Annotated in this window: 10 protein-coding genes; 3 read left to right on the top strand and 7 right to left on the bottom strand. The window is 50.8% G+C overall.

Annotation, left to right across the window (positions count from 1 at the left end; all coding sequences use genetic code 11):
• Nucleotides 1-252 precede the first annotated feature (252 nt).
• Nucleotides 253-792 (top strand): gamma carbonic anhydrase family protein, encoded by a 540-nt coding sequence (locus tag BIZ37_RS28695; RefSeq protein WP_187464442.1) that lies wholly within the window; start codon nucleotides 253-255, stop codon nucleotides 790-792.
• A gap of 3 nt (nucleotides 793-795) precedes the next feature.
• On the opposite strand, the gene BIZ37_RS28700 is transcribed toward BIZ37_RS28695, so the two are convergent.
• The 4 genes from BIZ37_RS28700 to tsaC form a co-directional block, all read right to left on the bottom strand.
• Nucleotides 796-1,059 (bottom strand): DUF1488 domain-containing protein, encoded by a 264-nt coding sequence (locus BIZ37_RS28700; RefSeq protein ID WP_107301407.1) that lies wholly within the window; start codon nucleotides 1,057-1,059, stop codon nucleotides 796-798.
• 8 nt (nucleotides 1,060-1,067) lie between these two features.
• Nucleotides 1,068-1,889, bottom strand: a complete 822-nt coding sequence (gene aroE / locus BIZ37_RS28705; protein ID WP_187464443.1) for a shikimate dehydrogenase — start codon at nucleotides 1,887-1,889, stop codon at nucleotides 1,068-1,070.
• A gap of 95 nt (nucleotides 1,890-1,984) precedes the next feature.
• Nucleotides 1,985-2,890, bottom strand: coding sequence for an oxygen-dependent coproporphyrinogen oxidase (gene hemF / locus BIZ37_RS28710; RefSeq protein WP_187464444.1), 906 nt, complete (start codon nucleotides 2,888-2,890; stop codon nucleotides 1,985-1,987).
• A gap of 10 nt (nucleotides 2,891-2,900) precedes the next feature.
• Nucleotides 2,901-3,458, bottom strand: coding sequence for an L-threonylcarbamoyladenylate synthase type 1 TsaC (gene tsaC, locus BIZ37_RS28715; RefSeq protein ID WP_187464445.1), 558 nt, complete (start codon nucleotides 3,456-3,458; stop codon nucleotides 2,901-2,903).
• Nucleotides 3,459-3,657: 199 nt separating this feature from the next.
• Between tsaC and purE the strand changes: the two genes are divergently transcribed.
• Together purE and BIZ37_RS28725 are read left to right on the top strand one after the other, a co-directional pair.
• Nucleotides 3,658-4,146 (top strand): 5-(carboxyamino)imidazole ribonucleotide mutase, encoded by a 489-nt coding sequence (gene purE / locus BIZ37_RS28720; protein ID WP_187464446.1) that lies wholly within the window; start codon nucleotides 3,658-3,660, stop codon nucleotides 4,144-4,146.
• The gene (locus BIZ37_RS28725) at nucleotides 4,146-5,261 is read left to right on the top strand and encodes a 5-(carboxyamino)imidazole ribonucleotide synthase (RefSeq protein ID WP_187464447.1); all 1,116 of its coding nucleotides are present in this window, start codon (nucleotides 4,146-4,148) and stop codon (nucleotides 5,259-5,261) included. Before purE ends, BIZ37_RS28725 begins: the two co-directional genes overlap by 1 nt.
• Before the next feature lie 94 nt (nucleotides 5,262-5,355).
• Here the strand turns inward: BIZ37_RS28725 and BIZ37_RS28730 are convergent, their stop codons facing one another.
• The 3 genes from BIZ37_RS28730 to BIZ37_RS28740 all read right to left on the bottom strand — a co-directional run.
• On the bottom strand, nucleotides 5,356-5,931 hold the full coding sequence (locus BIZ37_RS28730; RefSeq protein ID WP_187464448.1) for a type I DNA topoisomerase: 576 nt from the start codon (nucleotides 5,929-5,931) through the stop codon (nucleotides 5,356-5,358).
• Between the two features lie 41 nt (nucleotides 5,932-5,972).
• Entirely contained in the window at nucleotides 5,973-6,446 is a 474-nt protein-coding gene (locus BIZ37_RS28735) for a DUF494 family protein (RefSeq protein ID WP_107301400.1), read from the bottom strand.
• Nucleotides 6,447-6,448: 2 nt separating this feature from the next.
• Nucleotides 6,449-6,899 (bottom strand): DNA-processing protein DprA (locus tag BIZ37_RS28740; RefSeq protein WP_187464449.1); only part of this gene is annotated, 451 nt, incomplete at its 5' end.

Consider the following 6,899-nt stretch of genomic DNA (forward strand, 5'->3'; position numbering starts at 1 on the left):
TGCCCACACAGATTGCATGGTCAAATTGTTAAAGAACAATCCGCTACGTTGCCGGCTTAAGTTGCCGTGCTCCGTGTCGGTGAGGTGGCATTATAGAGAGTTCGATCACGTTAGCAAGGGCAATTTCAAAAAAAATTCATCTTTTCGACTCAACTGTACACTAATCAAACAAAAGCCGCGTTTTCCGATATTATTTGTACCGCTGAGAGGCTAATCTAACGATATAAACTTTAAATTTTAAGGCTCATCGATATGGTTTCATCTATACGTCCCTATAAAGGCACTTATCCTAATGTCGCTTCTAGCGCCTATGTCGATCCATCGGCTGTACTTGTTGGAGACATTACCCTGGGAGAAGATGCCAGTATTTGGCCTTTGGTCGCCGCCCGCGGCGATGTAAACCATATAAAGATAGGAGCCAGAAGCAATGTACAAGATGGTACTGTCCTGCACGTCACCCGTACCAGCGATAATAATCCGCTTGGACACCCCTTGCTTATTGGAGACGATGTGACCATCGGCCATAAAGCCATGCTACACGGCTGCCAGATTGGCCATCGGGTATTGGTAGGGATGGGGGCTATCGTATTAGACGGGGCTATCGTTGAAGATGACGTAATGATCGGAGCCGGAAGCTTGGTCCCCCCGGGCAAGGTACTAAAAAGTGGCTTCCTATATATAGGCAGCCCGGTAAAACAAGCGCGCCCGTTATCCGATAAAGAGCGCGCATTTTTATCAGGTTCGGCCGACAACTATGTCAGGCTGAAAAATGAGTACCTAGCAGAAGGGTAGGGGTCAATTGATTTCGATATCGCCATCTTGATTGAAATCTTCATCTTCAATCAAATTTTCGGCGATATCTTCCAAATCAAAGCGGCACTGGGAAAATGCATCGAGGACAGCTGCCTCGTCAGCCAGTGCCTGACCACACTTATTCTCCAGCCATACCCGGCTAACCCAGCAGTTAATCAATGCGCCGCCTTGTTGGGCCGGAAAATTAACGGCCTGACGCTCGCTGTCCCAGGTCTGTATATCTGCAAATAATATATCTTGGTTCATTGTCTTCTTTATTTCTGTAAGGTGCGGCGAAGCTCGCGCTGAACTTGTCTGGCTCCAGGGCGAAGCCCCCGCCATAGCATGAAACTCTCAGCGGCCTGACCAACCAACATGCCAAGGCCATCGAGCGTTACCCTTGCGCCAAGCTCTTTGGCCCAAACATTAAACGTGGTCGGCTCAGCCCCATATACCATGTCATAGCAAGTCACTTCGGGACGGATCAAGCTCGAAGGGATACCCGGAAGCTCACCACTTAGGCTCGCTGATGTCGAGTTGATGACCACATCAAACTCTTTACCCTCGAGTTCGGACAAAGACAACGCCTCGACCGGGCCATGGGAAGAAAAAAGCTCAACAAGCGCCTGGGCTTTTTCTACCGTGCGGTTTGCAATCGTTAATGAGCCAACACCCTGGGCCAATAGCGGCAATACCACACCTCGAGCTGCGCCCCCTGCACCGATAAGCAACACCCTCTGACCTTCCAGCAAGGTGCTGTGCTGCAGCAAATCCTGCACCAACCCCTCACCGTCAGTATTATCGCCAAGGATCACACCGTCATCGAGTTTCTTTAATGTATTGACGGCACCAGCAAGCCGGGCCCGCTCGGTCAACTGGTTGGCATATGCAAACGCGTCTTCTTTAAATGGCATAGTGACATTACAACCACGGCCACCAGCAGCAAAAAACGCCTGCGCAGCTTCTTTGAAACCGTCAACTGGAACCAGTTGGGCGTCATAGCACATGTCCTGTCCTGTCTGACGGGCAAAGAGGGTGTGAATAAAAGGGGATTTACTCTGGGCAATCGGGTTGCCAAAAACAACATACTTATCCATATGCCGGGGTTCCGTGTTATCAAACCAATAAAAAAGGGCCAGTATTGCTACTGACCCTATCATTGCCGATTCAATGACTCAAACCCTTTAAGTCATTACCAACTTCGTGGCTGGAGGTAATTATCATAGAGGTCGGCTTCCTGCGAACCCGGTTCGGGGGAGTAACTGTATTCCCAGCGGGCAAGGGGAGGCATCGACATCAAGATAGATTCGGTGCGACCACCACTTTGCAGGCCAAACAAGGTGCCACGATCATATACCAAGTTAAACTCAACATAACGACCACGACGATAAAGTTGGAACTGACGCTCACGCTCGCCATAAGGGGTAGGGTGGCGCTTATCGACTATTGGCAGATAGGCATCCAGATAACCGTTACCCACAGCCTGCATATAATCAAAACTCTTCTCGAAGCCCCATTGGTTGAGATCATCGAAGAACAGGCCGCCGACTCCACGGGTCTCATTGCGGTGAGGCAAGAAGAAATACTTATCACACCATGCCTTGTGATCATCATAGACGGAATCACCAAACGGCTGGCAAAGTACTTTCGCTGTATCATGCCAGTGCTGGCAATCCTCTTCGAACGGGTAGAATGGCGTTAGGTCGAAACCACCACCGAACCACCATACCGGATCTTCCCCTTCTTTCTCAGCAATGAAAAAACGGACATTGGCGTGGGAAGTCGGCACATACGGGTTACGCGGGTGGATCACCAAAGAGACACCCATTGCTTCAAAACTACGTCCGGCAAGTTCAGGGCGGTGCGCGGTCGCAGATGCCGGCATCTGGGTACCGAACACATGAGAAAAGTTAACGCCAGCCTGCTCAAAGATGCGCCCTTCGCGTAGTACGCGGCTACGGCCGCCACCACCTTGTTCACGTTGCCATTCATCCTGTTCAAAGTTTGCCTGCCCATCTTGTGCGGCAACGGCGTCGCAGATCCTGTCTTGCAGATCTAACAAAAAGGCTTTTACGGCTTCTTTATTCACTTGCTGCATTATCTGTATCCTATCCTTGGCGGAAAATATTACCGGTAATGGCATCTCGGATTTCAGAAGGGTTATCTCGCCCTCCGGTTTCACCTTGTAAAATTGCAGACAGGCGAGTACCCAACTGCGCTTCTACTTCGGCCACACTGCGGCCAGGTTCTTGGCCGGTCAGGTTGGCACTGGTCGATGTCAGGGGCTTACCAAAAGCAAGGCAAAGCTGTTGTACCAAAGGGTGATCTGTTACCCGGACCGCAATGGTATCGAACTGGCCAGTCAAGAAGCTCGGGACACCCGACTTGGTTGGCATCACCCAGGTCACAGGGCCTGGCCAGGTGGCAAAAATACGATTTTTTTGCTCTTCACTCAACGCGCTGTCATCCACATAGGGGGCCAACTGCTCATAGTTGGCCGCAATCAGGATCAAGCCCTTTTCAACTGGACGCTGTTTGAGTGCCAATAGTTTATTGACGGCGGTTTCACTATCGGGATCACACCCCACACCAAACACGGCTTCGGTAGGGTAGGCAATAACATCCTGCTGCTGCAGGGCTGCAACCACTTGGTTCAGGTTCTCCACAGGTACCTCTTTGAATTTACTGACGTCAGTTTTAACGTTCTGTTTACCTATCTTACCGACTCCTTAGTAACAACTCCATGCTCGTTAATCATTGTTGCAATTTACCTGACGCAAACGTTTTCCTTCACAAAAAATACTCGTATAATGCGCGGCACATGCATTAATACCTCACAGTTTAGTTACCCCAAAGGAGATCGGGATGAAAGTTGGGATCATCATGGGCTCAAAGTCAGATTGGCCAACCATGCAGCACGCTGCTGAAATGCTGGACCGCTTCAACATTGCTTATGAAACCAAGGTTGTTTCTGCCCACCGTACTCCGCACCTGTTGGCAGAGTATGCAGAGCAAGCACAAGCACGTGGTATCAAAGTCATTATTGCCGGTGCCGGTGGCGCAGCACACCTACCAGGCATGACCGCAGCGTTCACTAGCCTGCCTGTTCTTGGGGTACCTGTGCAGTCCCGTGCCCTAAAAGGGATGGACTCGCTACTTTCTATCGTCCAAATGCCAAAAGGTGTGGCGGTAGGTACCCTCGCTATTGGTGATGCAGGTGCAGCCAATGCCGGTTTGCTAGCCGCACAGATCATCGGTACCCAAGACAGCACCGTGATGGCCGCTATCGATGCATTCCGCAAAGAACAAACTGACACCATTCTGGCCAACCCGAATCCGGCCGAGGAAGCGTAATGAAAGTACTGGTACTTGGTGCCGGGCAACTTGCCCGTATGATGTCGCTGGCCGGCGCACCACTTAACATTGAAGTCTTCGCTTATGATGTCGGTACCGGCAATGTGGTTCATCCGCTGACCCAGCAGGTCATGCTTAAAGGACTCAATACCGCAATCACCTATTCTGATGTGATCACTGCAGAGTTCGAGCATATTCCCCATGAAATTCTCGATATCTGTGAGCAGAGCGGTAAGTTCCTGCCGACGACCGACGCTATCAAGGCCGGTGGCGATCGCCGCTTGGAAAAAGCCTTGCTGGACAACGCCGGTGTTGCCAATGCCAAATACCACCTGATCAACAGCCGTGAAGATCTAGATACCGCGATAGAGACTATTGGCCTACCGATGGTATTGAAAAGTGCCCTTGGAGGTTATGATGGCAAAGGCCAGTGGCGCCTGAAGCAACGCGAAGATGCCGACAAGATTTGGCCTGAAATGGCCGAATTCATGGCTCAGACCGACAACCAAGCTATTGTAGCCGAAGAGTTTGTTCCGTTTGACCGCGAGGTTTCTCTGGTTGGTGCCCGTAGTAAAAATGGCGATATCGCTGTCTACCCATTGGCAGAAAACACCCATACCGACGGGGTACTCAGCCTATCTGTTGCCCTGACAGGCAATGAAGAACTGCAGAAACAAGCCGAGGCAATGTTCCGCTCACTGGCAGAGTCGATGGATTATGTCGGCGTGCTGGCGATTGAGTTCTTTGATGTCGGCGGCAAGTTGCTGGTCAATGAAATTGCCCCGAGGGTACACAACTCAGGCCACTGGACCCAGCAGGGTGCCGAGACCTGCCAGTTCGAGAACCATCTACGTGCCGTTGCAGGTATGCCACTGGGCAGCACTGCATTGCTGCGTCCGACAGCGATGATCAACATCCTTGGCGAAGACCGCCTTCCGGCGGCTTTGCTCAGCGAGCCTCAGTGCCACATCCATTGGTATGGCAAGGAAAAACGCCCAGGTCGCAAGATGGGGCATATCAATGTCTGTGCCGAGTCCCAAGAACAACTCGACAGCGTGCTAGCAACCATTGCCGGTCACCTTGACCCAGAGGCATTTCCTGCCCTTAAGCGCTAGGTCATTGCCCAACAAAAAAGCCAGCTTCGTTAAGCTGGCTTTTTTCTATCCGTCATTTCACCCAACAGGCAATAGCCATCCCTAGCGGCAAGCTTCAGGACTCATCATTAACTGGTTCCTGGTAGGTATGGCAGCGCCGATCGGCACATTGCAGCTTGGTACCACTGGCCAACTTCTTCTCAATCAACAAACCAAAGCCACATTCTTGGCATTGGCCTTCCACCGGCTTGGCATTGACCGCAAAACGACAGGCCGGATACTGATCACAGGCATAGAATGCCTTGCCGTATCGTGACTTGCGCTCGACCAAGTTCCCTTTCTGGCACTGCGGGCAGGCAACATGGGTCGATTCGGCTTTTTTCTCTGGTGATTCAATATGATGACATTGCGGATAGCCACTACAGCCGATAAACATACCATAGCGCCCCTGGCGAAGTACTAGCTCTTCGCCACAATCAGGGCAGGGCTGTCCGAGGTGCTTGACGATGTGGCCATCGTTTTGCGCCAAGGGTTTAATGTAGTCACACTCAGGATAGTGAGTGCAGCCAAGGAAAGGGCCTCGCTTGCTATTTCGCATCGCTAGCGGCGAGCCGCATTTCGGACATTGGTTGTCATGCTCTAGGGCATGCTCATGGGCACTGAACAACTGGGTGTTAATTTTTCCAGACATACTACTCAATTCATCTTCAATAACACCCGACCCATAAGGATTTAGTGTATATAACCATCTTCCATGCCATACAGCAGCTCTTCCATCTGGCTGTAGGCACTTTCATTGCCCGGTGCATTAAACAGCACCATCAAGATGATCCATTTCAAATCATCAAGGTTGAAGTCAGACGTCTCCAAAGCCATTACCCGGTCAATGACCATTTCGCGGGTATCTGCGCCAAGCACGTGAATTTGCTCTAGGTAAGTCAAAAATCCACGGCAAGAGATATCCATCCGCGACATTTCCTGCGCCGTATAAATACGCATGGCCGTCACGGAACTGGTGTTCATATATGGGGTTTCTTCGGTTTCTTGCAGGGCCGCTAGCTTTTCAAGCCACTCGAGCGCCTTGTAAATATCTTCCTGAGGGAAACCAGCACGAAGCAACTCTTCGGAAAGTTCATCCTGATCAACCATGAGCTCCGCATCACTGTGGATATAGGTTTCAAACAGGTACATTAGGATATCCATCATAACTAGCCCCTCCTCGTTCTGACATAGCCACCTGGTACAGCAGCGACCACACCTTGCAATTCCAATTCGAGTAACTGCATCATGATTTCATGAACGGGTAATCCACTGCGTTCAGCAACTACATCTACGGGTGTTGCCTCATTGCCTACGTTAGCCAACAGCGCTGTAAATGGCAATTTTTCATTTTCAGGATGGGGGACTGAATGTGCCAACCGGCTACTTTTTGCACACTCCGTGAGTACCCCAACGTCCTCAAAGATATCGACCGGAGATTCTACTAATTTAGCACCGTTTTTTATCAGTGCATGACAACCTTTGCTCATCGGGTTATGGATCGAGCCAGGAATGGCAAATACCTCTCTTCCTTGTTCAAGGGCATAGCGCGCAGTGATCAGTGATCCGCTTTTTTCCTCGGCCTCAACCACTAATACGCCCACCGACAACCCGCTGATC

It is taken from the genome of Photobacterium sp. BZF1 (assembly GCF_014349205.1).
Lineage (GTDB): Bacteria > Pseudomonadota > Gammaproteobacteria > Enterobacterales > Vibrionaceae > Photobacterium.

Bases quoted from the DNA above. Each gene is read 5' to 3' on its own strand.
- hemF (WP_187464444.1), bottom strand. From the start codon at position 2,890: ATGCAGCAAGTGAATAAAGAAGCCGTAAAAGCCTTTTTGTTAGATCTG.
- aroE (WP_187464443.1), bottom strand. From the start codon at position 1,889: ATGGATAAGTATGTTGTTTTTGGCAACCCGATTGCCCAGAGTAAATCC.
- BIZ37_RS28700 (WP_107301407.1), bottom strand. From the start codon at position 1,059: ATGAACCAAGATATATTATTTGCAGATATACAGACCTGGGACAGCGAG.
- BIZ37_RS28730 (WP_187464448.1), bottom strand. From the start codon at position 5,931: ATGTCTGGAAAAATTAACACCCAGTTGTTCAGTGCCCATGAGCATGCC.
- BIZ37_RS28695 (WP_187464442.1), top strand. From the start codon at position 253: ATGGTTTCATCTATACGTCCCTATAAAGGCACTTATCCTAATGTCGCT.
- BIZ37_RS28725 (WP_187464447.1), top strand. From the start codon at position 4,146: ATGAAAGTACTGGTACTTGGTGCCGGGCAACTTGCCCGTATGATGTCG.
- purE (WP_187464446.1), top strand. From the start codon at position 3,658: ATGAAAGTTGGGATCATCATGGGCTCAAAGTCAGATTGGCCAACCATG.
- BIZ37_RS28735 (WP_107301400.1), bottom strand. From the start codon at position 6,446: ATGATGGATATCCTAATGTACCTGTTTGAAACCTATATCCACAGTGAT.